The organism is Saliphagus sp. LR7 (genome assembly GCF_003344565.1).
Taxonomy (GTDB): domain Archaea; phylum Halobacteriota; class Halobacteria; order Halobacteriales; family Natrialbaceae; genus Saliphagus; species Saliphagus infecundisoli.
The window spans coordinates 401,257-426,283 of sequence record NZ_QPND01000003.1 but is presented as its reverse complement, the minus strand read 5'-3'; the positions used below and the strand labels follow the sequence as shown (position 1 = coordinate 426,283).

General features: G+C 65.0%; 26 protein-coding genes. 1 reads left to right on the top strand and 25 read right to left on the bottom strand.

Features of this window, described 5'->3' with window-relative positions:
- Window positions 1-3 precede the first annotated feature (3 nt).
- The 9 genes from DVH23_RS07045 to DVH23_RS25245 all read right to left on the bottom strand — a co-directional run bounded on the left by DVH23_RS07045 (window position 4) and on the right by DVH23_RS25245 (window position 10,315).
- Window positions 4-2,481 (bottom strand): hypothetical protein, encoded by a 2,478-nt coding sequence (locus DVH23_RS07045; protein WP_114576723.1) that lies wholly within the window; start codon window positions 2,479-2,481, stop codon window positions 4-6.
- A gap of 9 nt (window positions 2,482-2,490) precedes the next feature.
- Window positions 2,491-3,024: a hypothetical protein gene (locus tag DVH23_RS07040; RefSeq protein WP_114576722.1), complete on the bottom strand. Its 534-nt coding sequence runs from the start codon at window positions 3,022-3,024 to the stop codon at window positions 2,491-2,493.
- Between the two features lie 2 nt (window positions 3,025-3,026).
- Entirely contained in the window at window positions 3,027-4,754 is a 1,728-nt protein-coding gene (locus tag DVH23_RS07035; RefSeq protein ID WP_114576721.1) for a hypothetical protein, read from the bottom strand.
- A 12-nt stretch (window positions 4,755-4,766) separates the two neighbouring features.
- Window positions 4,767-5,690, bottom strand: coding sequence for a hypothetical protein (locus DVH23_RS07030; protein ID WP_114576720.1), 924 nt, complete (start codon window positions 5,688-5,690; stop codon window positions 4,767-4,769).
- A gap of 2 nt (window positions 5,691-5,692) precedes the next feature.
- Window positions 5,693-6,145, bottom strand: a complete 453-nt coding sequence (locus DVH23_RS07025) for a phage baseplate plug protein (protein WP_114576719.1) — start codon at window positions 6,143-6,145, stop codon at window positions 5,693-5,695.
- Window positions 6,145-6,723: a phage baseplate protein gene (locus tag DVH23_RS07020; RefSeq protein WP_114576718.1), complete on the bottom strand. Its 579-nt coding sequence runs from the start codon at window positions 6,721-6,723 to the stop codon at window positions 6,145-6,147. The genes DVH23_RS07025 and DVH23_RS07020 overlap by 1 nt, the downstream gene beginning before the upstream one ends.
- Window positions 6,724-6,726: 3 nt before the next feature.
- Window positions 6,727-9,753, bottom strand: coding sequence for a phage tail tape measure protein (locus tag DVH23_RS07015; protein ID WP_114576717.1), 3,027 nt, complete (start codon window positions 9,751-9,753; stop codon window positions 6,727-6,729).
- 68 nt (window positions 9,754-9,821) lie between these two features.
- On the bottom strand, window positions 9,822-9,992 hold the full coding sequence (locus DVH23_RS07010) for a DUF4177 domain-containing protein (protein ID WP_114576716.1): 171 nt from the start codon (window positions 9,990-9,992) through the stop codon (window positions 9,822-9,824).
- 38 nt (window positions 9,993-10,030) lie between these two features.
- Window positions 10,031-10,315 (bottom strand): HNH endonuclease signature motif containing protein, encoded by a 285-nt coding sequence (locus tag DVH23_RS25245; protein ID WP_157972353.1) that lies wholly within the window; start codon window positions 10,313-10,315, stop codon window positions 10,031-10,033.
- A 192-nt stretch (window positions 10,316-10,507) separates the two neighbouring features.
- On the opposite strand from DVH23_RS25245, the gene DVH23_RS23515 reads away from it, so the two are divergent.
- Window positions 10,508-10,720, top strand: a complete 213-nt coding sequence (locus DVH23_RS23515) for a hypothetical protein (protein WP_157972352.1) — start codon at window positions 10,508-10,510, stop codon at window positions 10,718-10,720.
- Between the two features lie 748 nt (window positions 10,721-11,468).
- Here the strand turns inward: DVH23_RS23515 and DVH23_RS07000 are convergent.
- The 16 genes from DVH23_RS07000 to DVH23_RS06925 form a co-directional block, all read right to left on the bottom strand.
- Window positions 11,469-11,933 (bottom strand): hypothetical protein, encoded by a 465-nt coding sequence (locus DVH23_RS07000; protein WP_114576714.1) that lies wholly within the window; start codon window positions 11,931-11,933, stop codon window positions 11,469-11,471.
- On the bottom strand, window positions 11,930-12,325 hold the full coding sequence (locus tag DVH23_RS24170; protein ID WP_198667865.1) for a hypothetical protein: 396 nt from the start codon (window positions 12,323-12,325) through the stop codon (window positions 11,930-11,932). The genes DVH23_RS07000 and DVH23_RS24170 overlap by 4 nt, the downstream gene beginning before the upstream one ends.
- Window positions 12,264-13,406, bottom strand: a complete 1,143-nt coding sequence (locus DVH23_RS23510) for a hypothetical protein (RefSeq protein ID WP_157972351.1) — start codon at window positions 13,404-13,406, stop codon at window positions 12,264-12,266. The genes DVH23_RS24170 and DVH23_RS23510 overlap by 62 nt, the downstream gene beginning before the upstream one ends.
- A gap of 83 nt (window positions 13,407-13,489) precedes the next feature.
- Window positions 13,490-13,894: a hypothetical protein gene (locus DVH23_RS06985; protein WP_114576712.1), complete on the bottom strand. Its 405-nt coding sequence runs from the start codon at window positions 13,892-13,894 to the stop codon at window positions 13,490-13,492.
- Window positions 13,895-13,938: 44 nt separating this feature from the next.
- Window positions 13,939-15,300, bottom strand: a complete 1,362-nt coding sequence (locus DVH23_RS06980; RefSeq protein WP_157972350.1) for a hypothetical protein — start codon at window positions 15,298-15,300, stop codon at window positions 13,939-13,941.
- A gap of 51 nt (window positions 15,301-15,351) precedes the next feature.
- Window positions 15,352-16,062, bottom strand: coding sequence for a hypothetical protein (locus tag DVH23_RS06975; protein ID WP_114576710.1), 711 nt, complete (start codon window positions 16,060-16,062; stop codon window positions 15,352-15,354).
- A 3-nt stretch (window positions 16,063-16,065) separates the two neighbouring features.
- A complete protein-coding gene (locus tag DVH23_RS06970) occupies window positions 16,066-16,530 on the bottom strand; it encodes a hypothetical protein (RefSeq protein ID WP_198667864.1) in 465 nt (154 codons plus the stop codon).
- Window positions 16,527-16,967: a hypothetical protein gene (locus DVH23_RS06965; protein WP_114576709.1), complete on the bottom strand. Its 441-nt coding sequence runs from the start codon at window positions 16,965-16,967 to the stop codon at window positions 16,527-16,529. The genes DVH23_RS06970 and DVH23_RS06965 overlap by 4 nt, the downstream gene beginning before the upstream one ends.
- Window positions 16,968-16,973: 6 nt before the next feature.
- Entirely contained in the window at window positions 16,974-17,537 is a 564-nt protein-coding gene (locus DVH23_RS06960; protein WP_114576708.1) for a hypothetical protein, read from the bottom strand.
- Window positions 17,538-17,597: 60 nt separating this feature from the next.
- Entirely contained in the window at window positions 17,598-17,966 is a 369-nt protein-coding gene (locus tag DVH23_RS06955; protein WP_114576707.1) for a hypothetical protein, read from the bottom strand.
- A gap of 3 nt (window positions 17,967-17,969) precedes the next feature.
- The gene (locus DVH23_RS06950; protein ID WP_114576706.1) at window positions 17,970-18,353 is read right to left on the bottom strand and encodes a hypothetical protein; all 384 of its coding nucleotides are present in this window, start codon (window positions 18,351-18,353) and stop codon (window positions 17,970-17,972) included.
- A gap of 15 nt (window positions 18,354-18,368) precedes the next feature.
- Entirely contained in the window at window positions 18,369-19,499 is a 1,131-nt protein-coding gene (locus tag DVH23_RS06945) for a hypothetical protein (RefSeq protein WP_114576705.1), read from the bottom strand.
- A gap of 44 nt (window positions 19,500-19,543) precedes the next feature.
- Window positions 19,544-19,996, bottom strand: coding sequence for a hypothetical protein (locus DVH23_RS06940; RefSeq protein ID WP_114576704.1), 453 nt, complete (start codon window positions 19,994-19,996; stop codon window positions 19,544-19,546).
- Complete coding sequence (locus DVH23_RS06935; protein ID WP_114576703.1) at window positions 19,996-22,389, bottom strand: hypothetical protein; 2,394 nt, start codon at window positions 22,387-22,389, stop codon at window positions 19,996-19,998. Before DVH23_RS06935 ends, DVH23_RS06940 begins: the two co-directional genes overlap by 1 nt.
- The gene (locus DVH23_RS06930) at window positions 22,386-23,333 is read right to left on the bottom strand and encodes a hypothetical protein (protein ID WP_114576702.1); all 948 of its coding nucleotides are present in this window, start codon (window positions 23,331-23,333) and stop codon (window positions 22,386-22,388) included. Before DVH23_RS06930 ends, DVH23_RS06935 begins: the two co-directional genes overlap by 4 nt.
- Before the next feature lie 113 nt (window positions 23,334-23,446).
- Window positions 23,447-25,009 (bottom strand): hypothetical protein, encoded by a 1,563-nt coding sequence (locus tag DVH23_RS06925; RefSeq protein ID WP_114576701.1) that lies wholly within the window; start codon window positions 25,007-25,009, stop codon window positions 23,447-23,449.
- Between the last annotated feature and the right edge of the window lie 18 nt (window positions 25,010-25,027).

Below are 25,027 nucleotides of genomic sequence, written 5' to 3'. Positions count from 1 at the left end.
GGATTAGGCCGTTGAGTAGTCGAAGTAGGTCGTGGGGACGCCATCGTAGTCCGCGGTCGGGTCGGCCAGGCCGAGATCGGATGCCGTGATCGTCTGATCGGTGTAACTCGTGTCGTCCTCGACGATGACTGTCCCGTTCGACCCAGCCTCGATCTCGTCGTTGTTCTCCGAGAGCAGGCGGCAGGTATCGGTGTCGGGGATGTGCAGCGTCGCCCCCGTATCGGCACTGGGCGGCGAGACGCCGACGAGGGCGCCCGTGTTGTTCGAGCGGTCGTGGAAGTAGACGTCCTCGAAGGTGATCTGCGGGACCGGCGTCGACGAACTGCCCGAGCGGTTCATCCGCACGGGCCGACTGTTGCCCGACTCGATATCGAGGACACAGCGATCGAAGTTGACCTCCTCGATCTCAGTCCGCATCTGGATCGCGTTGCCGCCCCAGGAGTTGCCCTCGGCGATGATCTGGAGCCCGATGATATCGACGCCGTCGCCGTAGTCACACACGAGGGGCGTGCCGGCCGGGTGGTCACCCGTCGTCGGATGATCGGTGACGACCTGCGTCCGGCCGCCGATGACGGTGTCGCCCCAGGAGACGCGAATCCCGCCCTTGCCGTTCTCCTCGGCGACACAGTCCCAGACGATGTTCTCGCCGTTGGGCGTGGAACTCGTGAGGTAGAAGCCGTTGCCGAAGAACTTCTTGACGGTGACCTCCTTCCAGACGTTGAGGCCCTGGTGATCGGGGTTGCTGTTCGGCCCGATCGCGTGCGAGGAGTCGCTGCCCGTCTCGACGGACATGTCCGTGCCGCCGTCGGGGAACTCACAACGGTGGACGAGGCCGGTCGCGCCGTCGTCCACCTGGACCATGAACGTGTTGAGTCCGCCGACGGCGTTGTAGTTCCCGTCGCCGGTCAGGTCCTGTTGGCGCTGGCGCTGACCTCGGAGGGTGACGTCCTCGAACCAGGCGCCGTTGCTGATGTTCACGCACTGCATCAGGCCGACGTCGGTGGTCCCATTCCCCGGGTCCTCGGTGATGTCGAACGTGATCCCCTCGAGGGCGAGGTCCGTCGCCCCGTTGATGTTGAAGAGGTATTCGAGGTCGGTCCCGACGTAGTAGATGGTCGCGTCGTCTCCGATTGCGGCGATCGTCTCCCCGAGCGGCTGGGACGTCGAGACCGCAGTCTCCATCTCGTAGGTCCCGTTACCGAGGTCGACCACCTCGCCGTTCTGCGAGGCCGTCCTGATGAGCTCGGCCAGGTCGCCCGATCGACCGTCGTATGCCGAGGCATCGACTACGGAGTAGTCGCCGCTGTTGAGGAAGTCGGGTTTGGCGTCGAGTGCATCCCAGGCGCGTTGTGGGACGTCGTTCGCGAGGTTGATATCCCCTGTCTGTCCACCCGAGTCGGCCGTAAAGGTGAGGGGATCGGTCGTCTCCGTGCGTCCCTCGCTCGGGACGTCAACGCGAGCCCGCCATTCGTACTCGGTGCCCTCGGTGAGCCCGGAGATATCGATCTCGTACTCTCCGGTTGCCGATCGCGTCTGTGTGCTCGACTGCGTCCACGAGCCCGAGCTGCTGGCCTCGCGATACTCGACCGAGACGTCGGCCTGATCGTAGTACAGAAACGTCAGGTCGCTCCGGAGGGTCGCCGTCGATCCACTGATGTTCGTCGCGGTGACCGCCTCGACAGCGACCGCCGGGTCGGTCGTGAACTCGTAGGTCGACGGATCGCCGGTCAGGATCGTTGCCTTGGAGAACGCCAGCGCGTCGTAGTCGGTGCCGTCCTCGAGGCCGGTGACGTCGAACGAAAAGGTGCCTGGATCGCCGAGGACTGCCGCATCGACCGACTCGACGTCGGCGTTGCCCTCGGGATCGGAGAGGTCCGAACCCGAAGGCCCGTAGACGAAGCCGACGGTTGTGTCCGCTGGCCCGTAGAGTTCCGTGAGCTCACCGTGGAGTGTGACGCCGTCGAAGTTCAGACCGGTCACCGCGTCCGTCAGGACAGCGTGGTCCTGAACGAAGGTCCTGATCAAGCCCTGATACTCGTACTGGGTCTCGTCCTCGAGGCCGGTGATGTCGCCGCCGGGGAACGGGCCCGACTCGGACATGACGTAGCGATCGGTCTCGATCCACTCCGACGCGCCCACCTGTCGATAGCGGAACCACACCTCCACGAGATCGGAGGTCGTCTCCCCGAGCCCCATATTGAGGGTCACGCTGAACGCGCCCGGGTTGCTGATATAGGGTTCGTCCGTCGGCTCACCCGCGTCGTCGCTCGCGACGAATCGGAGGGTATCGCCGGTCGCTCGCTCGCCGCCCGCTTCGGCAACCGCTCGGTATTCGTACTCCGTCCCAGTCTCCAGCGAGTCCACGACGTCGCTGAACGGGCTCGACGAGTCGACGTCCTGGCGGGCTGTCTCGGTCCATGCCGAGTCGCCCACCTGCCGGTACTCGAAAAAGCACTCGGCTGTCTGTTGGCTTCCGCTCATGTGAAATGGTCAGTTATCGGGGTAGAACGCAGTCAGTTCGCCGTTCAGCGTCGCCGAGTCGGCGTCGACGTCGTCGGGAAGGCGCGTCTCCACACTTAGGGTCGATTCCGTGCTGAACTCGAGGACGTCGCCGAAGTGAAACGAACTCGAGTAGGTGTACTGGTCCAAATTCCCGCGGAGCGTCGCCCCAGTGTCCGACACCTCGTCGGGCTGGAACGTCGAGACCGAGAGGCCGACGTGCTGGGCGGTCGCGACGGCTCGGAACTGATAGTCGCTGTCGGGTTCGACGTCGACAGTCTGGCTGAACAGCGCCGGCGAGTCGAACGTTGCCGAGCCGAGCCGGTCGCCCGTCGTCAGAAGCTCGTCGGCGAAGTCAATCTCGAACGCGACGTCCGCCTCGTCGTACGACCCCAGGGAGATCAACTCACCCCAAAGTTTCGCCTCCCGGGCCTCGACGTCGGTGACCTGCACCGTCTCGACAAGCAATCCGAACTCGTCGGCGACCAGCGAGCGGACGCCGGCCCGTGCGGCTCCAACCGGCATTGTCAGGCGGTTTGCATGTTCTTGCCGCTCACGATGCCATACCACTCTCCGAGGGTCCGGACGAACGAGAGCGCATCTCGAGCACCGGATCCAGTCGAGATCTCGTGTGCCTCGCCTTCGGTCCAGACGGTTTCGGCAGGCCACTGGACAGTGTGTCCGCCGACGTCGTCCTGCTGGACAACGACCCACAGCTGCTCGCCGTACTTCTCGCCCTCTTCTGTATCGGCGATCTCGATCTCGGCGTTGCCCTGGAGGGTGAGATGCCAGTGGTTCGCCGCCTCGGGATCGATCGTGTAGAGACCGCTGATGGTATCCTCGAACGTGTCCTCTCGGTAGCGGCCGTTCGTGATCGAGTCCGTCTCGAGGTTCGGGATGCCGACCGCGTCGGTCACGGTCATCTCCCCGCCCTGCGAAGTCTTGGCCTCGATCTGGCCGTCCTCGATCCCGAACTCGGTGCCGTCAGCCGTCTCGCCCGAGATCCCGCTCTGGTCGACGGACATCGAGTGGCCCGCTGCGGACTCGGCCGTGACAGAGCTCCCGTCGCAGGTCATCGAGTTGCCTTCCGAGTCTGAGCAGCTGACCGACGAGCCGTCGCACGTCACCGAGTTCCCCTCGGGATCGGTCGCTTCCATCGTGCCGCCAGAGCAGCCGACCGACGCGCCCTGGGGTGAGACGCAGGCGACGTTCTCCCCCTCGGCAAGCATCTCGGCGCCCTCCTCGTTGGTCGCCTTGAACTGCCCGTCCGTGAGCTCGATGTCGGCCTCGTCGGTCTGGCAGCGGATCTTCTCGCCGTCGACGGCGATCTCGCAGAAGCCCTCGAGTTCGTCCTCGCCTTCCCCGTCGTTGAAGCCTTCCTGGAAGCCTTTCTCGGTCGGGACACGAAGCCGACAGCCGTCCTCGCCCATCCCGACGATGCAGCTCTCCCACGTCTCGGGATCGTTCGGGTCCTGGATCGGGAACGCCGACTCGATCCCCTGGGGTGAAACCGTCTGCTCCGATCGCTCGCCATCCTCGCCGACGGGCGTCGAGAGCGTCGCCCCCTCCTCGGTGACCTCGCAGAGGTTGTAGGCGTCCCAGTTGATCGCACCGTCTTCGATGGGGTCCTCGTCCCAGGCGGCGTCACTGCCGGCGTCGTCCCCGCCGTTCTCGGCGGTCGCCGCGCTCGCCATCATCATCCCGCCGCCGGAGACGTAGCAGAGCTGCTCGTCCCCCGGTGAGGACATCAGGACGCCGTTCTCGCCGCGCTGGATGGTGTGCCCGCTCGGGTGGGCTTCGGACTTGCTGCCGTCCTCGCTGTGACGCTCGCGATAGCCGCCGGGGTACGCCCGGTCGTAGTCGCCGGGCGCACTCTCGACAGCCTCCTGATCGTCATATCGGAGGCCCGGCTTGAAGTAGCCGTCCTCGGCGACGTGATCGCGGTGCTTGTCGAGCGTTTCGTGGTAGTCCGAGTCCTCCCGAAGCGCCTCCATCGGGACGTCCGGCACCGTGAGCATCCCCGGCTGCGGGAGTTCGATCGGCGGGACCTCCCCGTAGCCGTCGCCGGCCGACGGGAGCATGACCGGGATGTTGACGAGTTTCCGCCCCTCCTCGTGTTTGACCCGGACGTTCACCCGGTCGGGCTCCTCGAAGAACTCCTCGGCGATAACGGGGATCTCGAAGTCCTTTTTCTGGAGATGCTGATCGACGATCCCCGCCCCGGTCGACTGGTAGTCCTCGAGAAACTTTGCCATTTGAGTCCTCTGTCAGTAAGGGCGGGCGATCCCCGCGTCCGTCTGCTGTCCAGCGGGTTGATACCGGTACTCCGAGTCGGTCGGCGCGGCCTCGAGTTCCATCTCGTGGTCGCCGTTCTCCGTCGACGACGTGAGGCTGTAATTGACGATCCGATAGACGCCGTTGATCTTCTCGGTCCTGATCGGCACGAGGGCGTCCTTCTCGATCTGCGGATCGAGCAGCGCCTCGACCTCGACGTTCGAGCCGCCGTCGGACTTCTTCTCCTTGCCCTCGACCTCCCCCGAATCGAGGACGTTGCCCTGCTTGTCCTCGGTCAGGACGTCGATCTGGGCGCCGACGTCCTCCGCCTTCGGGACGACGTTGACCTGGCCTCGAGTGGCATACCACTCGTATTTCTCGTCGCCGAGGTCCTCGGCCTCCTCGACGATCCGGTCGAACCAGTGATCGAGCGTCGACTGTTGGGAGATGGACCACGAGTCGCCGATCACACCGCCGGGGACGGTGATCCGGCCGGGCCGGAGGTCCGCTAGCCGGGCGAGGTCGCGAGCGATGAAGTCGACGGTCGGCTCCTCCCAGGACTCCGTCTCCCGGACCTCCTTGATCCGCTTCTCGCTCTCGTCGGCACCGGAGAACTTGTAGGCTGTGTCGGCGCCGTCGACCTGCCCCGGTTGCTTGGTGCCAACCTCGCCGAAGATCACTGGCTTCGTGATCTCACCGCGGTAGCCGAGTTCGATCCTGAACGGGTCGCCCTCGGAGAGTTGGGTCCACTTGTCCTCGGCGAGGTTGTAGATCGTCGCCTCCCCGCTCAGACCGTCGTCCTTGTCGTGAGAGACCGAGACCTCCATGTGGACGTCGGAGTTGTACTCGCCCTGGGCGACGACGTCGAACGCCGGCGTATGGACCGAGCGGTACTGCTGCCACGCCTCGAACCCCATCGCTAGAGGACCCCCACTTCTGGCAGCTCCCGCTCGAGGATCTCCTGGCGAGCAACCCAGTCGGCCCAGCCCGGCGATCGAGCGCCGGGCCACGCGACCAGCTCGACCTCGTCGCCGAGCGTCTGGGGCGAGACCTCCTGATCTTCCTTACTGAAATCGATGAACGCGAAGCCGATGTGCTCTCGCCAGGTGTAGCCATCGCCGTAGTGGACCGGCTGGCGCGAGATGATCTCGCCCACCTCGTCGAGTTCGACCTTCCACGTCCAGTACCCGGCCGTATCGTTCCAGTCCATGAAAATATCGAACGCCCGATTCGGGAGCGCGGGATGGTCCCGAACGGTGCGACGGACGGGCAGTCGCTCGGAGATCCGATCTGTCGGGAGGTCGATGACGTCCCACGAGACGATCCGGAAGCTCGTGACTACTCCGGGCTGATCTGTGGCGTTGGTGGACATTAGAAGAAGTCCCCGATGTCGTCGGCAATGCTATCGACGGGCGACATCGCTTCCGAGAGGAACCCACCGCCCTCGGAGGACGTCTCCGGCCCGTCGCTCGTTTCTCGGCTGTCGCCGCCCGAGGTCTCGCTCGCAACCTGACTCTCCGAGCTCCCGGTCGCCTGCCCGTCTCCGGTGTTCGCGACGATCGACCCGTCGCCGACGTCGGCGATCTCGATCTGCTTCCACTCGAGCGTGACGTCGAACTTGTCGTCGTACTGGACGTCGTTGTCCCGGCCGACCGAGTCGACGACGACGTTCGAAACCGACCCCTCCGCGGTCGTGATCGTGATCGGGTCCTCCTCTCTCGCGAGATCCCGCAGGGCGCCGACGTCACCCGACCGTGAGGAGATTTGGATCGAACCGGTTTCGGGGAGGGCGACGTTGCGCTGGCCGACCTCGGCGCCCGACTGGATCGGCTTGCTCGGGACGTCCTGCTCGCTCGTCTGCCCGCTCCCGACGGCGCGCTGGTACTCGTTGCCGTCGATGATGATCGGCCGGCTGTAGGTGGAGTTCGGGTTCTCTGAGACTCTGGGCATCGACTAGTCACCTGCCATGTCGCGGCGTTCTCGGTTGATCTCGTCGGCGAGGTTCTGCGTGTGCTTCTCGGCGATCTCGTTCATGCGCTGCTCCGAGGGCGTGCCGCCACCACCTTCGCCGCCCTCGTGGTAGTGGACCTCCGTGTGGACGGTGACGCCCGAGCCGCTGGTCGTCTGACCGCCCGATGGCGGCGGGCCGCGACCGTATCTGCCGCCGGGGCCGCTAGACGACGTGCCCTGCTGAGGTCCGGCGGCCGGAGCCGCGGCGCCGCCAGCAGCGGGACCGGGACTCATCGGCGTCGGCGGCCCCTGGGTCGTTGCCGGTCCGGTGATCGCCGCGGCCAGCGGGTTCCCGTCGCCAGTGAGGGCGCCGGCCGCGTCACCGACCATGCCGCCGAGCGGGCCCGGCAGCGCGTTCTGGAGTTGGCTCGCCATCTTCTGGGCCGGGCCGATCGGCGCGCCCTGTTCCTGACCGATCCCCTTCGCGACCGTCTGCGGGAGGGCGCGGCCCTGTTCGGTGATGTTATCCAGCGGCCCGCGTTCGGCGTCCGAACTCGGAAGGTAAGAGGCAACCTTCCCCATCGCGCCCTTGGTCGCCGACTCGAGGGCGCCGTCTCCGTCACCCATCCCCTCGGCGAGCGTGCCGAGGATCGGGATGTCCTTGAGGCCGGGGATGAGCCCGAGGATCGTCTGGATAGCCCCCTCCAGCGACCAGAACTCACCTAGCAAGGGAGCCAGCAGCCCGCCCTGTTGGAGCCACGCCAGATACCCCTCGAGAGCGCCCATCGGATCCGTCACGATCCCGATGGCCGTTCCTAAGAGATTGAAGTCGCCCAACAGTGGTGACAACAGGCCCCCCTGATTCATCCACGACAGGTACATTCGGAGGAGATCAAGCGGAGAGAGGAGCAGTCCGATACCGCTTGCCAACATGCCTGCCGCCTCGCTTGAATGGCGAAGCGCCGCACCTATGAAGGAGATCTGGAGTGCAAGCGGGAGGGTGATTATCTTGACGAAGATTCCCAGAAGCTTGCCGAGAGTGCCGAGGAACGACCCTGTCGCGCCGGCCGCCCCGCCAAGGACGCCCCCGAGCCAGCCGATCGTCGACCCGATCGCAGAGGCGACCATTTCGGCCTCAGAACCAATACCGATGAAGTCCAAGAGGCCCGATTTAAACGCGATGACCGCGGCAGTGACGCCTATCGCTATCCATCCAATGGGTCCGAGGGCCGTCATGAACGCCAGTGCCGACGCGGCGGCTGCCGAAAGTGCGCCACTGGCTACCCCTGCCGCGCCGGCGAGCGTGAACTTACTCGCGGCAGCGGAGATCGAGGCCGCCCGCCCTGCCCAGAGGCGAGTGACGAGCTGGGAGGTCGACATCGTCATCAGCGTCGTCGCCGTTGTCGCGGCCTGGGTTGCTGACGTGTACGCCCACTGGGCTGCGGTGTAGGCGTAGGTATTCGTGTAGGCTGCCTGGGCGGTGACAGCTTGGATCTTCATTTGGGCGATCATCGCTGCGATTCCAATGGCGGCAGCAGTGGACGCCGCCCCAAGGGCGAGAAGAGCAACACCGAACGTCTCCGCGATCGCCGCGTTCGAGTTCAGCAGATCGACGAGGCCGACGAGCGCCGATCCCCCGAGCATGAAGACAGGCTCGAGGGCCTGATAGGCGGAGTACGCGAACGCCTGCATTGAGCCGATTGCGTACGTTATCTGGCCTCGAAGCGACTGCATTCGGCTGTCGGCGAGGTCGGTGCTGGTGACTACAGAATCCAACCAGTCGTTGATCTCGCTGGCGCTGTCACCGGCAGCGATGTTTTCTGTCAGCGTTTCGGCTGCCCCCTCGTCAACGTTGAGTGTGGTTTGAATTTCAGTTTGGAGTTCTTCGTCCGTGAGTTCTCCACTCAGTTCGGCGTACTGAGCGATCATCTCCTCCTGGTTCATCCCCGGCGTGATCTCGACGTCCGAGCCCGCGAGGCGGTCGTCAAGTTCACCGCTATCTAGGTTCTGGAGTTCCTCGAACGAGCCAGCGAGGTCCGCGCCGGCGACCTGATCGACCTTCTCCTCGAGGGCTTCGACGTCGCTGATAAGCGGTGCGATCGCGCGCTGCCCACGCTGACCGAAGACGTCGGTCAGGAACGCGGCCCTCTCCTGTTCGGTGAGGCCCTCGGTCGCCTCCGACAGCGTGCGGATGATCTCGGTGAAGTCCTTGACGTTGCCCTGCTCGTCGGTGAACGACGCCGCGCTGAGCCCGACTGATTCGAGAGCATCCGCCGCCTTCCCGCTCGGCGAGACTATTCGAGATAATGCGTTCTGGAGGCTCGTACCTGCCCGAGAGCCACGGATACCGTTGTCCGCTAGTGCCCCAATGGCGGCGTTCGTCTGCGTGATGTTCTGCCCGGCAGCGGAGGCAGCCGCCGATGTATAGTCAAGCGCCTGGCCGGCCTCTCGGACCGACGTCGCGCTGCTGGCGAAGACCGCCGCCAGGCCATCAGAAACCGCCCCGGCCTCATCGGCCTCCATATTGAAGGCGTTCAGGCTGCTCGTGACGATCCGACTGGACTCGGCGAGTTGGAGTTGTCCAGCAACAGCGAGGCGAGAGACCGAGTCGACGGCCGCGATCGCCTCTTCGGCCGACATCCCCGAGTAGACGAGTTGTTCGAACCCCTTCGCGATGTCATTGAGATACAGCGGGAGCTCAGCCCCGAGTTCTTGGGCCGTATCCCGCATCATGTTCATCTCGCTGGCCGACGCCTGCGAGGCTGCCTGGACGATGCTGAACGTCTGCTCGACAGCCATTCCAGCTTGTCCGATTTGCTGAAGTCCCAACGCGGCGGCCGTCGCCCCTGCGGCCGCGACAAGGAACGCCCCTTGGAGAGCGCGGGCCTTCTGGTCAACCGAGTCCATTGCGGCCTCGGTCCGGTCCATCTCTCCGCGGGCGTCGCCCATCGCCCGATTGAGCGGCGACGTATCGCCCTGAAGGGAGATGAACAGCCCGCCAACCTGGGTGCCACCTGCTGCTCCTGACATTGGTGAATACGGTCTCTTGAAGAGTCGCGCGGCTCGCCGGGTGCGAGCGTGAAAAGTCGGTTACGGCGCTATTCTATAGGTCGTTCGAGGACGAACTCGTACGTTGTGCCGTCGATATCGAGAGTCTCCACCAGTTGCCAACCTTCGGCCGCAGCCTCGACAAGAGTCGGCTCAGCGTCGCGCTTCCGTAGCGACCCAGAGAACTCGACCGTCTTGTATTCGAATCGCTGCTCGGTCATGGGTTCGAGATTGTCATTACCGGTGAAAAGTTCCCGGGCTAATCCGCCGCGAAATCGCCGAGTTCTGTCTGCCCAACGATCTCCGCGCCCTCAAGTTGCTGCCGGTACTCTTCGCCCGAAAGGCGGCCCTCGGGAAGTTCATCACCCGACCAGTCCGTGAATGGCGCGTCGAATAGATCTCGGCAGTATTCTTCTGAGAGGCGGTGGCATGAGTGACATAGCGGGATTAGTAGGTCGTCCGAATTACATCCACCAGATAAGATCGGAACGATATGATGTACTGCGAGGTTTTGCGGGGCATCTGGTCCGCTTTCCCCGCACATTTGACATTCGTTACCATGATTTTCACGAACCTTTCCAGCAGTTTTCGCCCAGGGGCCCGAGAGGTAGGATCGGAGGGTGCGGTATAATTTGTGCCCACCCTTCCAGTGGTTGCTTTGCGGACCAGACAACCCAATATCTCTACATTCTATTGAACAGTATTTTCGACCATCTGAAAGAGAGGATCTAATCTCTTGATCGACTCCACAGACTTCGCAGGTGTGGGTTACATACTCTCCGTGAGGCGGGTTTCTTTTCTGCCAAGAGGCGCGGCAATTTTTGTCGCAGAAAATATGATCGTAGCGTTCGAGACGGTATTCATTGCAGATTACATCCGCCCCACATTCAGTACAATTCACTCGCTGACTGTTGTAGCGTGGGCTGTTCTCGCCAGCCACCTTCCCTGAATCAGACAGAGCCTCGCCAAAGCAATCCGGAGAACAGTACATCCTCCGATCTGCTCTTGACGGGGGTACGTCGTACCCATCGCCACACCATTCGCAAGTATTCGTGACCGGGCCGCCGTTATACCCAGGATGGTCCTCACCTGACCGATTCTCCGATTTCCAAGCAGCCTCACAGTCAGTGCTACAAAACAGCGCAGCGTGTTGCTCAACACGGTGCCTTGGCCGAGTTATGCCTTTTTCGCACCAACTACACTCCGTTTCGACCCCGTTTATCTGCTCACCGTGCGTCTTCGTATGGTGAATGTTCCGGGCTGCGAGTGTGTCGAAACCTCTCTCACAGCTTGGGCACTGATATTCTCCCTCCGTTGGGTCCGGTATGTCGCCGCCGTTCTGGAACAGACGCCGACACTCACGATCGCAGAATAACCTCTCCGACCGCTCAATTCGGTTTCTTGGGAAGTAGTTAGTTTCACCACACCACGGACATTCGACTGGCTCACCGGCGATACTTTCACCGTGCGCCTTTGAGTGGTGTACCTTGAGACCTCGATCTGAGTCGAACGACCGTTCGCATGTCGGACACCCGTGAACCTCCTCATCACCGTCAGAACTATCGTCGTCAATCGCGTCCTCACTCATGCTTGGATCTCCAAGCGCGTCGACCGGTCCCTTTCACCGGTCGGCTTTCACCGAATCCGCGCTTAGAGATGCATGAGTGTCCAGAATAGTAAGTATTTGGGTTAACAGATCACGCCATATTCGAGAGACGCTGCTCGACCTCGTCGGCCGCCTGGGCCATGCTCTCGAAGTCGCCGAACCGGCCCCATGCGAACGCGAGGTCGAAGACGAGTTGCCGCTCTCGCTCGGTCAGCCGGTCGTTCCAGATCTCATCGGTAAGCGTGGGCTCGTCGACCATCGCCTCGCAGAACTCGCGTTTGTCGTCCCGGAGGACGGCGACGAGCAGCTGCTCCATCGTCTCCTCGTCGTCGGGTTCGGCGAGGACGAACCGCTTGGCCTGATAGCCGCCGACGGTCTCGATCGTGAGCTCCGTCGTCGCCGGCTCGCCGATCCACGTCTCGGCAGCCCCCTCGTAGTCGATCGCGTCGTCGACGTCCCCGAAGAGATCGCTAGCGGTCTCGCCGCCCGGAGAGAGGTCTTCGCGATGGTCACCGTCGCCGCTGAACTCGATCGTCTCTGCTTCTGTTTCGGTCATGTGTCCTCCTCTTGCTTCTGTTTCAGCCGCTCGATGTGGTTCCGGAGTGCCGTGTCGTCCACCCGACCCTCGGAGACCCGCTTCTTCACGGCGCCGTCGAGCATATCCCATTCCTCTTCGGTGAGGTCATCGGGCCGCTCGCCGTACTTGGCGCGCTCCTCGGCCTCTTCGCGCTTCTCTTTCTCCCACTCGGCGTAGACCTGCTCGCCGATCGTGTAGAGATCGACCCGCTCGGCCGACCACTTGAGGGTGTCCTCGAGCGTGAACGGGTTGTCCTCCTGCTTGGCGATATGGAGGCGGGCAAAGCCGTCGTCGGACTCGAGATACCGCTTAGTCGTATCTATCTCGAAATTTGCGCTCGCCCAGGATCTCCTCAGACATCCGCTGGCCAATCTTGAACTTGTCGTACCAGTTCATCGTCCCCCACAGCGACGTCGCCTTCGAGTGGTCCTCGAGTCCGTGTTCGCCGGTTGGGTCCGGAACGACCGTCTTCCCCTTCTCGGGGTGCTCGACGATGTAAACGTCGTAGTGGGGCGTCCCCTGAACGGTGAGGCACTCATCGGCCAATTCCCGGCGGAACTGCTTCATCTTCTGCTGCTTCCGATGGTCGTCGATCTCCTGGAAGTCCTGGAGCTGGCGGATCGGGCGCTCGAGGTCGTCCATTCGCGCCGGTTCCGTGACTTCGAACGGCGTATTCTTGAACTCGAACTTGTGTTCGACACGTTCGCCGACTTGGGACGACTCCGTGATCTCCGTCCCCTCCCAGGAGAACTCGCCGTCCTCGTCGAGCAGGCCCGTGTCGTCGAGCGTCGGGTCCGGTTCGACGTCCTCCGAGTCGGAGTCGGGATCGGGGTCGTCGTCGCGATCGTCGCCAGCGCCGGCCGCCGTGGGCTCGCCACTCGGATCGGATGGTGGGCTTGCGGTCGCCCCGCTGTCGTCGCCCTCCTCGCGAACAGCGACGCCCATCACAGCATCCATCTCGGCGTCGGTGATCTCGTCGTCGGCGTAGGCGACCTTGACCTCCGTGACGGTCGGCCGAGTCCGGGCGCTGCCGGTGATCTGCTCCACGACCGCGTCGACGTCGATCTGTCCGGGCTCGGTCTCGAGGTCGTGATGGGTCACGGCCTCGGTCTCTCCGGTGGCCTCCTGCTCCCGCTGGCGCTGCTCGTACTCCTCGCGAAGATGATCGTACTGCTGGATCATCGACATGCGCGCCTGTTCGTCGATGTCGGGGTGGTCGAGATCGTCGAGTGTGAGCTCCGACGGGGGCGTCGTGTGAAGCTTCTCCGGCCCGACGAGATCAGGATCATCGTCGCCCTCGAGGGTCGGCGTCTCGTCGAGTGACGTGGGCTGCCCGCTCCGCGCCGGTTCGCTGTCGGTCGCCGGCTGGTCCGATGTGTCCCCGCCGACGCTGACGTCGATTGTTTCGTCCCCGATGCCCTGCTCGTCCGTGGTGTGTTCGTCGTCAGTCATGAGTGGCGTCTGGTGTGCCGAAAGGCCGCGTCGGCACTGTACGGAAAAGGATCAGTTGCAGCGTGATGCGGTCGGGAACGGAATCAGGCAACGGGCCAGTCGCCGTCCCAGTCGACCGTATACATGTAGCCGTCGTCGGCGCCGTCCTGGCTCCAGCTGCCGAAGCGGACACCGACGACCTTGTGGCGGTCGTTCGCGTCCTCCTCGGGAAGCGCGAAGACGGCGGTGCCGATCCGGCGCTCAAGGACTGCCTGCTTGAGGAGCGGAGCCGCCGGCGAGGTCGGGAAGACCTCGGCCGAGCCGCTCGCTCGGACCGGGCGGTCGTAGTGCAGCCGGTAGTCGTCGACGGCCTGCTCGGTCGAGCTTTCGTCGCTGAACTCGATGTCGAAGCTGGCGAAGCGGACGATGCCGACACCGTTGATGTATGCCTGTGCGTCGCTGACGGAGATGCGGCCCGTCTGGCCTTGTGGAGTCTGGTTCGTGGACATGGATCTGTCTCGTGGGTGGTTTCTGTCGGTGTGCTACGCGCCGGTCAGAGTGTGAGGACGATCGTGACGTTGAGGCGGTGGACCGGCTCGTTGAGCGTCAGCTCAACGCGAACACCGCTCCAGATCCGGTTGGATCGATCGGACTGGCTGGTTTCCTCGCGGGGCGGGACCGTGACGCTCATGTCGAGGAACATCTCGCCCTCGCCGACGTCCGACCGCAGCTCGTCCTCGATCGCCCCCTCGATGGCCGCCTGGGTGATCGAGTCGAACTGGGCGCCGTCCTGCAGGCGCTCCGTTGCGGAACGGACGATCCGCTTCAGGGCGTACGCCTTGCGCCGGACCCGGTCGAGATATCGGTAGTCGTCGCTGAGGCCGGCCGTCGTGAGGCTGTTCGACAGCTTCGGGTCGCCGTTGTCGCTGTAGATGACGTTCGACGGGCCCGAACCATCGTCGCCGTTCTCGAGGGAGCCGGCCTCTCCGGGCTCGCCGACGAAGCGCCGCAGGCGCGGGTTCGACGGCATCGCGACGTCGAAATCTTCTTGGAAGATGTTGTAGCCCGCGTCCTCGACGGCGAACTTGCCGAGAGCCTTCGCCCCGATCGCCTCGGTGGGCGACTCGTGCGTGATCGGAAGCGTCCACGCCGACGGAGCGTAGGCGCCGACGTCCTGGGCGAGCTGGAGGGCGTGCTCCGGCCGGTCGAACAGCTGGGCGCTGTGGTAGACCTGGGCCCGCATGGCCTGGTGCTGTGCCTGCCACGGGGCCAGCGTGTCCATCTCGCCGATGCTCTCGTACCCGTAGCTGTGGTTGGCGAGATCGAGCCCGTCGACTACGCGGCCGTCGACCGCGCCGAAGACGTCCGTCCACGAGATCGTCGAGTAGGTGACCTCGATCGAGCCCGACGTCGACGTCGTCCCCTCGCCAGTGTCGTTGTTGAGGGCGACCGTCTCGGCCGAGTCGTCGGGATCGGTCTCGCCCCGGCCGGCGTAGAGACTCTGGGCGTCCTCGAGGGACACCGGGCTCTGGACGGTGTGGTAGACGACGGCCTCGGTGCCGTCGATCGTCACGGTGACGTCGGCGAGCCCGGAGACCGGGACGTTCGACAGCTGGAACTGATCGGTGGCGTCGAAGGTCTCGGAGTGCTCCTCGAACTCGACGGCCATCGCCTGGACGGTGTCGGCACCGTCGGCGAAGTACTGGCTGGCGGCCGTCTGGAGGTCGCTGTCTTCGCCGTAGTCGTCTGCGACTGACTGGGCGTCACTATGCGGTGTCGGGTTGAGGAAGCCGGCAGTGGGCTCATTCCCGGTCTGGTAGCCGTCGATGAGCACCATGTCCTGCAGGGCGTCTCGAGGCGCGGCCCCGAGATCTTCCTCAACAGTGGCGTTTACGAGTCGTTCTGCGATTGGCATTGGATGTGTCTCTCGATGTGTTGTCGGTGGTTGGCAGGCGATTCGAAAGCGTCAGCGGGTATCGTAGGGATCAGGGCCGGCCTCGACCTCGGGGTCGATCTCCTCGGTGACGTAGTGGAACTCGCTCCACGAGTCGACGTAGGCGAGTTCGACGGCGGCGTTGCACTGGGCCTCGCTATCCTCCACTTGGTCGGACATGTCGGTCGTCCCACGGCCAGGGATCTCCCGGGGCAGGACCGAGACCGACAGCTCGTCGGCGAACGTGTCCGGCACCGTCGGGTGGGAATCGTCGATCGGGGCGCCCTGCTCGTCGAACAGGTCCAGCGGGCGGGAGGGCCACGTCTCGGTGAGGAACGAGTGGACGGCGTCGCACAGGGCGACCGCCCGGTCTCGGGGACCGACCACCTCGTCGGCGATCATGGCGGTCCCCTCAGCGGTGACGATCAACTCGAGCGTGTCGTAGCTGTTGTGGCCCTTGATCTCCCGGCCGTGAGCGTGGCCCTCCTCGACCTCGTCGGGATCGAACCGCTCGGTGGCGACGTGGTTGTCGACCGGGTTCGTCTCCTCGATCACGCCCGTCTCCGGCCACGCCAGGGCGACGCTCTCGTAGGGCTCCGGGGGCTCCTCGAACCCGGCGCGGTGCTTCCGGAGCTGGGGCTCGAGAGCGACCTCCGAGATCGCGTCGTCGGGGTGGGAGACGTCGACCCAGTAGAGGTCCGGGAGTGCCTCGATGATCTCGTCGCGGACTGAATCGGGGAGCATGATCTAGCGAACTGGGTAGTCGCCGCCACCGTCACCGCCGTCGTCGCCGTCCGAGCCGTCGACCACGCCCTCACCGCGACTGTCCGGCGTCAGGGCGTACCAGGCGAAGCGATCGCCATCGAAGTCCGTGACCTCCGGCGCCTCGACGCGGTACGGCGAGTTCTCGCCCACCCCATCGTCGAGGATCAGGCGGTCGTCCTCAGTAACACCCCGATCGAGCATGGCCCCGAGGACGTAGTGGACGTCGTCGTCCGGCCGATGGGGCAGGATCTCGAGGTCGTCGGCATCGGGTTGGGAGACGAAGAACTCGGTCTCCACCTCGTCGCCGAAGTGCCAGACCGTCTCGCCGCCGTCGTTCTCGGCCTCGCCTGTCCGCCAGGTGACGGGCCGGGTGAAGTCCGGGTCCTCGAGCACGCCCCGGAACGACGACTGGGTCGTCGGGCTCGAGTCCGTGCCCAGGTAGGTCATGAGAAGACGGCCCGGAGGTTCAGCGCCATGATCGCCCGACTGATCCGCCGGACGAGCGTCGACTGGAGAAGCTCGGTCCGGAGATGCGTCAGCGCCGGCTGGATGACTGGGCGCTGCGGGACCGTCTCGGTGCCCATCTCGTGAATCCCGATCTTGGAATCCGAGTTACCGAGCACGACCGAGAACGGGCCCGTTCGCCGGACGAAGTTCGCACCTCGCATGTCGCCCGACTCCTCGAGGATCGACGCGTGGCCCTTGTTGAGGATCGTGATCGGGGAGAGCTCCTTCCAGGGCCGGCCGAGGGCGTCCCGGTTCTTGTCCCAGTTCTTCTCGACGTTCTCCTTTTCGGCTTGAGCGGCCTCGTGGAGTCCCGTCGAGAGGGCCCCCTCGATCGCCGCCTGAGCCTCATCGAGGTTGTCGGTTCGTTGGACGGGCATGGTGGATCACTCTCCGTCGTCGATGTCGGGGTGCAGCGGGTCGTCCTCCGAGAGCCTGACCTCGTTGTTCTCCGACTCGAGGGCCTGCTTGACGCGGACCGTGTACTCGATGTCGTGCTCGCCGGCCTCGAACTCCTGGCCGGCGAAGCTCATCACCATCGCCTCGGTGACGATCCGGACGGTATCGGGGGCGTCGTCCCCTCGGGGATCGGGTAGGTTGATGCTCTCGATCCCGGCCCCGGTCGCTCCGGCGCCGGTGATCGCCCGCTGGATCCGGGGCGACTGGTTGGAGTTGTTCGCCTCGGCATCGCTTTCGTCGGCAGCCTCATCGGCCTCTGAGTCGTCGCCGGTGACGTCCTCGAGTGTGGCCGAGAGCGCCTCGTGGGCGGTCTTTCGATTCTGACCGCCGGACTCGGCCTGTTGGAGGGCGCGGATCTGGTCAGCGTCGTAGTCCTCGGCCTCGAGGGCCGCCTCTAGTTCGTCGACGGTGGGCTCCTCGGCGATCGCTCGCTCCTGGAGGTCGTCGGCGGGCAGTTCGCCAGTGTCGGCGAGTGGATTGTCGTCGTCCATGCGTGTGTTCACTGTGTGTTCATCGGTGTGTCCGGCTGTGTTCACGTCGCCGTCAGGCGATCAGTACGAGTTAGTGCCGTCGCGAGTCACGGTGACCGCCCACTGCTCGTCGGTCTCTGTGAGGAGGTCGTCGCGACGCTCGCGAAGGCCCTCGATGAAGGTCTCGACGTCCCAACTCTTGTCGACGTCCGTGGCGCCCTTCGAGGACAGAAACGCGTCTTTATCGTTCTCGATCAGGCGGATCGCCGCCGACAGCGGGATCAGGTCAGCGAGAGCCTCCTCGTCGGTCGAGTTGGGAAGCTCCCGCCGGAGCCGGCTCTCGGTCTTTCGGACGTGGAACTTGACCTTGCTGGTGTTGAGATCCTTGTCGAAGTCGTCGAGTTCGAAGTACGTGTCCTCGATGAGTTGCCCGTCGACGTCGTCGGGCATCAGCTACTCCTCCTCGAGTTCGGCGTTGATCGCGTCGACGGCGGTGCTCCGGTCTTCGGCCTCTTTCAGGGCCTCGAGTTCGGCATCAGTGTAGTCGCCGTCCTCGAGTTTGTCCTTCAGCTCCGAGACGGTCGGCTCGGTCGGATCGAACGGCGGTTCGATGTCCTCAGAGTCGGCATCGTCGTCGGTCTCTTCGGACTCGTCGCCACTCTCGTCGCCGTCGCCCTCGGCAGGCTCATCGACACGCTCCCAGTCGCCGGAGCGGTGCCCAAGGTAGTGGTCGGCGTCTTCCTCGTCGACGTCGATCTCCTGGCCGGGCTCGATCAGCTGACCGGTGTTCGCGAGGTCGCCGAACAGGGCATCCCCATCCCATCGGAGTGTTGGCATCGGTGGAGGCCCCCGTTAGACCCCTCGGATGACGCCGAAGTTCTCGCCACGGGGCACCTCGAAGCCGAGCTCCTGGGCGCCCTTGATCCACGAGCCGATGGGGTCCCAGTCGCCCTTCCGCTGGACGAAGAAGCCCTCGTTCTGCTCGATGGCGAGCTGTCCGGGGATGTCGACCCCGTTCATCGTGTTCGTGAGGTCCTCGAGGAACCAGGGGAAGTACGCCGACGCGGGGCCGGCCCGACCGACGACCACGTTCCGGACGACCTCGCCGGCGTTGGGGTCGTACGGCTCGAGGATGTTGTCGCTCGCTGCCGCGTCGGGATCGTCGACGACGTTGTCGTTTTCGTCGATGAGCTCCCCGTTCTCGTTCTCGCGGGGCACCTCGACCATGACGCGCCGGATGTTGCCGATGTCCTCGTCGACGATCTCCTGGATCGTGCTGCGATCGAGGCTCTGGATCCGGACGCCGGTGAGGCGATCCTCGAGGTCCGACGTCTGCTTGAGGTCCCGCATCGCGGAGGGACCCATGTAGACCGTCGGTCGCGGGGGGACGCCCTCGCCGTAGAAGCCGTTCGTGGTCGTTCTGTAGGCGAGGTGGCCGAGTTCCTCGACCGGCGTCGCGTTCGCCGAGTCCGACCAGGCGGTCCCGTCGTCGATGACGTGTCCCGTCGGGATGGCGTCGTGGTGGGAGGTCCCGAACTGGCCGATCAGGCCGTCGATCGCCTCGTCGCCACGCCAGCTGATGATCTCCCGGGTGAGGTAGATCTTGATCTGGATCTTCTGGACAGCGCGCTGGAACAGCGAGTAGACGGTGTTGTCGCCGAGTCGCCGGTCAGCGTCCTTCTTCGGGTTGAACTTCTCCTTGTACGACTGGGTGTCGATGTCCTCCTTGTCGGGGAGCTCGAGCGACCCGACCGGCGACTCAGAGTCGCCATCGACAGGCTGCATCCGACGGACCATACCGTCGAAGGTGTAGTACGCCTCGTCGGGGTCGTCGACGTTGATGATGGGGAACGTGTTCAGCGCCGAGGCGAAGCCGTCGCCTTCGGACAGCTGAATCCGCTCCATCTGGTCGACCTTCTCGACGACCTCGTTGCGGATGACTTCAGGGCGGAGCAGGTCTGCTTCGTGTGCAGTAACGGGCATGTGTGATTAGGGGTGAAAAGCGGGGTTGGTTGCGACGTGATTCGTCACCGTCGGCGGGCGACGGCGACCTTGTCTGCGGTTCCCGAGGCGTTTCCGTGGGGCGTCCAGACGCGGCCCATGACGAGCTCCGGCGTGTCACCGCCGGCAGAGTCGTAGGCGCGGACGCCGCCAGCAGCGTCGACGACGAGGTCGCCCGGCGCGAGGGTATCCTCAGCAGCGGGAAGCCAGTCGACGTACTTCCGGAGGAGAACGCTCGACTCGCCGAGGACGTCCCCGGACTCGTAGGTTGCGTTCTCGTCGTAGTCGTCCGGGTAGCCGTCCAGGTGGCCGACAGACGCGCCGGCCTCCGAAGTGGCGGCAACGTGGACACGACCGCGGGACTGGCCGACGATCTCGACCAGATCGCCATCGGTCGCGACGGTGCCGTCACTCGCCACTTCGACGACGACGTCGACCGTGGAGCCGGGCGTGAACAGCGTGAGGTGGCCGGACGCCATCAGGCCTCACCTCGCTGGGCCTCGACCTTCTGGCGGAACTCCTCGGGAGTGTCGCACTGGGCCGGGTCGACGCCCATCCGTTCCTTGGCGAAGGCACGGTAGGACATCTGCTCCTTGGAGGCCTGGCGGACCTGCTCGGAGCCCATCGCCCCGACGGCGATCTCGTTGGCCTGCTCGAGTTCCTCGTCCGTGAGGTTCTGGCCGGGCTCGCCCTCGGGGGCGCCCTGGCCGTTCGGGGCCGGCGTGGCTCCCATCTGTTCGCGAACGATCTCGACAGGGCTGGCGTCCTCGTCCTCGGCGTTCTCGGAGATCATCGAGAGGAGTTCGCCGGCGGTGTGCTGCTCGGCGATCTGCTCGGGAGTCATCATCGACTCGGGGCCGAGGACGATCTCGCCGAGCATCTCCTTCAGCGACTCGACGTCGTCGCCGTTGGTCGCCTCTTCGAGTTCCGAAACCTCCTCGGAGAGCTGTTCCTTCTTGCTTTCGAGGTCGTCAACCTCGTTTTCGAGGTCCTCGATGCGGCTCTCTCTCTCGGAGAGCTGCTCCTCGAGGTTTTCCTTCTCGTTCTCGGCCGTCTGTGCCCGAGTTCGGGCGTCTGCTAGCTGCTCGACTAGCTGGTTCTTGTCGCTCATAAGTGGGGTATCTGGGGGTGCGTCGCCACCGGGTTCTGCGCCGCCCCCGGTGGACGATTGATCTGGGTTGACGCGTCCCGCACGGGTATCCGCCCGCTCGTCAACTGTGAGAGTGCTATCGCCGTCGGTCTCAGCAAGGCCCTCGTAGGCCGCTGCCTCGAGCCAGTCGAAGTCCTCGAAGACGGCGAACGGCGAGTCCTCGAGGGCGGCCATCAGGTCCTCGTTCAGTGTGTTGAGGTCGGCCGCCTCGGTGTCGATCACCGCGACAATCTCGGGCTGCTCGGCAGACTCCGTTGCGCTCGCTCCAACACCGTCGATCGAGACGAGCGCCGATACCGCCTCGTCGACGTACTCCTGGTCGACGAAGCTGTCGTAGCTCACGAACCGGAGTGTGTAGAGCTGGGCCAGCTGCTCAGTCGACTCGTCGATCCAGCCGAGGCGCTTGAGCACTGGAGCCGCGAGCCGGCCGAGCAGGGATCGGTCGCCAGCGTCCTCGCCGGGAGCGTTCTGCTCGGAGTCGATGGCGTCAGTGACCGACGGCAGTGAGTTCACGCCGTTCGGTCCGATCCGCTCGAGTGTGCCCGCCACCATCCGGTGACGCTCGTTCCGAGTCTCCCAGCCGTCGAACGCCGCGTTTGGCTGGTGGACCTCGACGAGGACGTCCGCCTCGTCAGCGTCTTCGAGAGGGTTGGCGACCACGCCGTATCGCTCGCCACTGGGCTCGCGAGTGCCACCGGCCGACGACTGCCATCGGACGGCGTCGCCGACACCGACAGCTAGCTGCTCGAGTGCAGCCTGTTGCTCCTCGTCGGGGCCGACGTCGTGATCGTCCCACTCGGCGTTCGCGAGCGAGAGGATCGTCGAGCGGGCCCGGCCGGCGCCGTCCTCGGAGAGGCCATCGACCTGCGGAGCGAGGTCGTATGCCGACTCGAGGGCGTTCCGGTTCAGTTGGCCCTCGCCATCGAGGACCCACAGGGCGAGGTCGTCGCCGAAGGACTCGACCGGACGGAACTCGACGATCGCCGCGTTCTGGGCCGTGTCGAGATCGCCGTCGTAGGTGTCTTCGAGCGTCGGGGCGTCCCAGGACGCCGTCGACGTCCCCGAGTAGTCGGGCTCGGAGATCGTCGCGTCGGCCATCTGCTCGACCATCTCGGAGGTGACGGCGCCGCCAGCCTCGGGGTTGTACGCCAGGGCCTCGGCCATGCCCTCCGTGATCGAGATCGAGGCCCCGTCCGCAGCGCCGCGTTCGAGGAGCGTGACGCGCGGGAGGGCGACGATCTGCTCGACTGGGTGACCGCCCCGATCGCGGTCGTACTCCTCGAGGAACCGGAGCCAGTCGGCCGACAACTCGAGGAGGCCCATGTCGATCCGTTCGGCGATCCCCTCGTCGACGAGCGGGGCGTAGCCGACCGGGCCGACGTCCTCCTCCCACTCCCACTGCTCGACCTCGCCGAGGATCCGGTCGCCGGGCACCTGGGCCGTGATCGGGTAGTGGGGGTTCTCGCCACCCTCGCCGAGGACGACCCGAGTCGGGTTGCCTTCGAGATCCGAGAGTGCGCCCTCCTCGAACGCTTCTCGGAGCGGTTCGCGATCCCAGATCGACGGGGCGTTCTCAGCGCCGTCGCCACGATGGCCGGTGACGTGTTCGCCGACCTCGACAGGGACGATCCGTGCGACCGGGCGGTCCTGGCTCTCGTCGTGGACGATGTTCGCGACGCCGTCGCTCAGCTGCTCGTGGTGGTCTTCTCGATCGATGTTCATGATGCAGGTTGAGTTGCTGTGTTCGGGATCGGGACGATCAGGCACCGGCAGGCGGGGTGCGTATCGCGAACGGGCTTCGGTGCGTTCCCGTTCCGAATCGCCTTGAGACGGTAGGGCCCGCCGGCCGCGTAGGTCCGGCAGGTCGGACAGACACGCAGGTCGCCGGCAGTGATGAAGTCGGCCTCGGTGCCGTCTTCCTCGTGGACGTCGATCTCGACGACCGTGCCCGTCTGCTCGACACCGGCCTCGTAATACCGCTCGATCGCGGCGTCGTTCGTGATCTCGACCCCGTAGGAGTGGGCCAGCAGCCGGGTCGCGTTCTTGCCCGCTCGCGAGTGGTCGACGCGCTCTTTCAGCCGGTCGAGTGTGACGCCGACCGCTAGTCCTGCCCCGATGGCCTCCCGATACTCGCGGGTGATCTCTTGTTCCGTCCGCCGGCCGACGTCCTCGAGCTCCTGAGCGACGGTGAGGTACTCCTCGGCCAGCTGCTCTTGGTGGAGGTCCGAGGGATCGTCGCGAAGGACGTCCGTGCCGTCGATGTCCGCGTCGACGTCGTAGCCGACCCGTCGGAGTTCACGGTCAGCGACGTCGATGCCGTGAGTGTAGAACTCCCGAACGCGTTGGGCCGTCCAGTGGGCGCCTTCTTGGGCGTCGCGTTGCCGGACCGGCTCGACGACGATCCGCTCGATGGCGTCCTCGACCCAGTCGCGGAAGTCGGCGATCTGCTGACTGTCGGAGACGTCGTTCTGAGGCCGGTAGTAGGAGTTGCCCCGAAGCAGGTCGTTCAGTTCGCCCTTGAACTCCCTCCACCGCTTGTTGAACTTGCCCTCGAAGCGTTCCCGGCGCGTCGTCGTCCGGGTGGGATCCTCCGAGGCGCCGCCAGTCCCGGTCTCGGCGAGCTGCTCGACGTAGCCGGCAGGGGAGTGGTCTGGGCGGCTCGACATAGATCAGTCCCCGTCTGACCACGTGTGAAGGTGGGCCGAGGCCTGCAGATATCGCGGGTTGCCAGTCCGGAGGTAGTTGAAGTACGCCCGACGCGACTCTGCCTCGGCGTCCATCAGTCCCCCTCCGTCCCGGTCTCAGCTTGCTCTCGGGCCTCGATCGCCTCCTGCATCCCCTCGTCGGCCTCGTCGATCGCGGGCACGGTGTCCTCGTCGGCCTCGTCGATGAACTCCTCGGGGTCCATGTCGGCCAGCTTGAGCGGGAGTTTCGAGCCGAACATCGTGTCCGCTCCCGACTGGGCGTAGTTCGCGAGGGCGCCGATGAACGTCGAGACGGCCTCCGAGTCGAAGTCCGATCGCTCGAACGGGTTGTCCGCCTTGGGCTGCTCGAGCTTCCAAGATACCTCGCCCTCGTACGACGTCCCCCCGGAGAGTTTGTCGGCCTTCTCGGCGAACAGCGGCTCGATCTTCTCCTCGATGTGCAGCTGCTCGCCGTCGACGTAGCGGTCGTCCTTCGCCATCTGTGGCTCGGCGACGAACTGGTTGATCCCCTCCTCGAACGCGATCTTCAGCTTCGAAACCGGGAGCAGCGAGAAGATCGCCTCGATGTCGTACATCACCGCGTCGTCGATATCAGTGACCTGCCCCTCGACCACCTCGATCTGGAGGTCGCCCATCTGGCCGGGGAGGTAGTCGACCCGGCCAGCCTGGGACTCCGTGTCGCCGTCCGACCGCCCGGATCGGGAGGCCGTGTCGCCCTTCTCGCCCGCTTCGGCGAGCGCCTCGGCGTCCTCCTGGTCCCACTCCTTCCCGATGTAGATCCGGTGGGGATGCCCGGCGAGTGCGATCGACGCGTTCTGGTCGCGTAGCTTCTGCTTCAGGGCGTCGATGTGGTACTTCATCGCCGGCCAGAGCGTCCGGCCCCAGGGGCTGTCCTCCGGCGGATCGTAGGTGATCTTGACGATGTCGTCGGCCGCAAAGCGGATCGAGTCGAAGTCCTCCGGGTCGCTCTCGTCGGGCTTGCCCGGTTCCTCGAGGCCAGGGTACTGGATGTACGCTGCCGGTTCGCCGTCCTCCGTGCGAGGATGGCTCGAGTGGACCGGATCGTCCGGCTGGACGATGAGGTTCTGGTACTCGTGGGTGTAGATCTGCATCGTCGCCGGATCGAGCATCATCACCGCCGCGAGGGCGTCGGGATCGTCGCGGGTGCCCACCTTCTCGAGGAAGGCCCCCGGCTTGGTCCGGCGCTTCGATGGGAGTTGGTTGATGATCTTCCGGATGTCCTGGCCGGTCTCGCCCCCGTGAATCGCACAGTTCTTGCCCCAGAGCTCGAGGGCCTCGGTCATCTCGTCGTCGCGATCGCCGTCGATCGTCGCCTCGACGTTCCAGCCGGGCTCGACGACCTCGTCCTCGAAGATCTTCAGCGCCGCCTGGACGAACGCGAACTCGAGGTAGTACTCGTTGTAGTCCTGCTGGATCGACTGGGGCGGCTTGTGGACCTCCGTCTCGACGAGCTCGGTGCCTTCGGGTGTCGTTCGCGACGTCCACTGAGTCGGGTGGCGATTGCCGCCGGCTTCGGGGCTGTCCCGGGTATCGTAGCCGTAGACGTACTGACCCGAGCTGTCGGGTCGCGATTCGCCACGCGGGTCTAGCGAGTCGTTGGATGGTGAATCGGACATGGGTGGCAGAATCGACTG

What these genes read in the sequence shown, in the direction of transcription:
- DVH23_RS07045 (WP_114576723.1), bottom strand. Translation starts at nt 2,481, where the DNA reads ATGAGCGGAAGCCAACAGACAGCCGAGTGCTTTTTCGAGTACCGGCAG.
- DVH23_RS07040 (WP_114576722.1), bottom strand. Translation starts at nt 3,024, where the DNA reads ATGCCGGTTGGAGCCGCACGGGCCGGCGTCCGCTCGCTGGTCGCCGAC.
- DVH23_RS07035 (WP_114576721.1), bottom strand. Translation starts at nt 4,754, where the DNA reads ATGGCAAAGTTTCTCGAGGACTACCAGTCGACCGGGGCGGGGATCGTC.
- DVH23_RS07030 (WP_114576720.1), bottom strand. Translation starts at nt 5,690, where the DNA reads ATGGGGTTCGAGGCGTGGCAGCAGTACCGCTCGGTCCATACGCCGGCG.
- DVH23_RS07025 (WP_114576719.1), bottom strand. Translation starts at nt 6,145, where the DNA reads ATGTCCACCAACGCCACAGATCAGCCCGGAGTAGTCACGAGCTTCCGG.
- DVH23_RS07020 (WP_114576718.1), bottom strand. Translation starts at nt 6,723, where the DNA reads ATGCCCAGAGTCTCAGAGAACCCGAACTCCACCTACAGCCGGCCGATC.
- DVH23_RS07015 (WP_114576717.1), bottom strand. Translation starts at nt 9,753, where the DNA reads ATGTCAGGAGCAGCAGGTGGCACCCAGGTTGGCGGGCTGTTCATCTCC.
- DVH23_RS07010 (WP_114576716.1), bottom strand. Translation starts at nt 9,992, where the DNA reads ATGACCGAGCAGCGATTCGAATACAAGACGGTCGAGTTCTCTGGGTCG.
- DVH23_RS25245 (WP_157972353.1), bottom strand. Translation starts at nt 10,315, where the DNA reads ATGTGCGGGGAAAGCGGACCAGATGCCCCGCAAAACCTCGCAGTACAT.
- DVH23_RS07000 (WP_114576714.1), bottom strand. Translation starts at nt 11,933, where the DNA reads ATGACCGAAACAGAAGCAGAGACGATCGAGTTCAGCGGCGACGGTGAC.
- DVH23_RS23510 (WP_157972351.1), bottom strand. Translation starts at nt 13,406, where the DNA reads ATGACTGACGACGAACACACCACGGACGAGCAGGGCATCGGGGACGAA.
- DVH23_RS06985 (WP_114576712.1), bottom strand. Translation starts at nt 13,894, where the DNA reads ATGTCCACGAACCAGACTCCACAAGGCCAGACGGGCCGCATCTCCGTC.
- DVH23_RS06980 (WP_157972350.1), bottom strand. Translation starts at nt 15,300, where the DNA reads ATGCCAATCGCAGAACGACTCGTAAACGCCACTGTTGAGGAAGATCTC.
- DVH23_RS06975 (WP_114576710.1), bottom strand. Translation starts at nt 16,062, where the DNA reads ATGCTCCCCGATTCAGTCCGCGACGAGATCATCGAGGCACTCCCGGAC.
- DVH23_RS06970 (WP_198667864.1), bottom strand. Translation starts at nt 16,530, where the DNA reads ATGACCTACCTGGGCACGGACTCGAGCCCGACGACCCAGTCGTCGTTC.
- DVH23_RS06965 (WP_114576709.1), bottom strand. Translation starts at nt 16,967, where the DNA reads ATGCCCGTCCAACGAACCGACAACCTCGATGAGGCTCAGGCGGCGATC.
- DVH23_RS06960 (WP_114576708.1), bottom strand. Translation starts at nt 17,537, where the DNA reads ATGGACGACGACAATCCACTCGCCGACACTGGCGAACTGCCCGCCGAC.
- DVH23_RS06955 (WP_114576707.1), bottom strand. Translation starts at nt 17,966, where the DNA reads ATGCCCGACGACGTCGACGGGCAACTCATCGAGGACACGTACTTCGAA.
- DVH23_RS06950 (WP_114576706.1), bottom strand. Translation starts at nt 18,353, where the DNA reads ATGCCAACACTCCGATGGGATGGGGATGCCCTGTTCGGCGACCTCGCG.
- DVH23_RS06945 (WP_114576705.1), bottom strand. Translation starts at nt 19,499, where the DNA reads ATGCCCGTTACTGCACACGAAGCAGACCTGCTCCGCCCTGAAGTCATC.
- DVH23_RS06940 (WP_114576704.1), bottom strand. Translation starts at nt 19,996, where the DNA reads ATGGCGTCCGGCCACCTCACGCTGTTCACGCCCGGCTCCACGGTCGAC.
- DVH23_RS06935 (WP_114576703.1), bottom strand. Translation starts at nt 22,389, where the DNA reads ATGAACATCGATCGAGAAGACCACCACGAGCAGCTGAGCGACGGCGTC.
- DVH23_RS06930 (WP_114576702.1), bottom strand. Translation starts at nt 23,333, where the DNA reads ATGTCGAGCCGCCCAGACCACTCCCCTGCCGGCTACGTCGAGCAGCTC.
- DVH23_RS06925 (WP_114576701.1), bottom strand. Translation starts at nt 25,009, where the DNA reads ATGTCCGATTCACCATCCAACGACTCGCTAGACCCGCGTGGCGAATCG.